The organism is Massilia sp. 05N420 (assembly GCF_056397205.1).
The window spans coordinates 1-471 of the sequence record NZ_JBFTMX010000165.1 but is presented as its reverse complement, the minus strand read 5'-3'; the positions used below and the strand labels follow the sequence as shown (position 1 = coordinate 471).

Annotated in this window: 1 protein-coding gene and 1 pseudogene; both read left to right on the top strand. The window is 62.8% G+C overall.

Features of this window, described 5'->3' with window-relative positions:
• Positions 1–230: pseudogene (locus AC1DIX_RS27800) on the top strand (hypothetical protein); the annotation flags it as partial.
• A gap of 60 nt (positions 231–290) precedes the next feature.
• Positions 291–471 (top strand): hypothetical protein (locus AC1DIX_RS27795; RefSeq protein WP_477328570.1); only part of this gene is annotated, 181 nt, incomplete at its 3' end.

Genomic DNA, 471 nt, shown 5'->3' with positions numbered 1-471 from the left:
CCCATGTTCCGGGCGGACTGGGCGTGCTGGAGGGAACCGTCAGCCACGTTCTTCCGGGCGCCGCATCGATCGGCGCACTTGTGGCCTTCAGGGTGATCTATTTCATTCTGCCCCTGCTGATCGGCCTGCCGGTCTTCGCCATCAGCGAAATCGTCATCCGCAAGCGGAAAACGGCAAGCTCAGAAAAACACGCTGACCAGACGGCCGACGCGCAGGCGCAACCGCTGTAACGGCCAGTACGGCCTGCGCGGATCGACGATCCCGGTCCCCGGCAACGGACTGATCCCACCATGGGCAATATCAACAGCGAATTCGCGCAACCCGCGTGGGCCGCGATTCAGCGCCTTTATAGTATCCAGCACCGATCGCTTTTCACTCTCCATCCGCCGCACCTCTTCGGGCTGCGCATCGAGATGCTCAGCCATCAGCCGGTGGCGAAGCGCGGTGATCGCCTGGCGGTGACCATCAGTC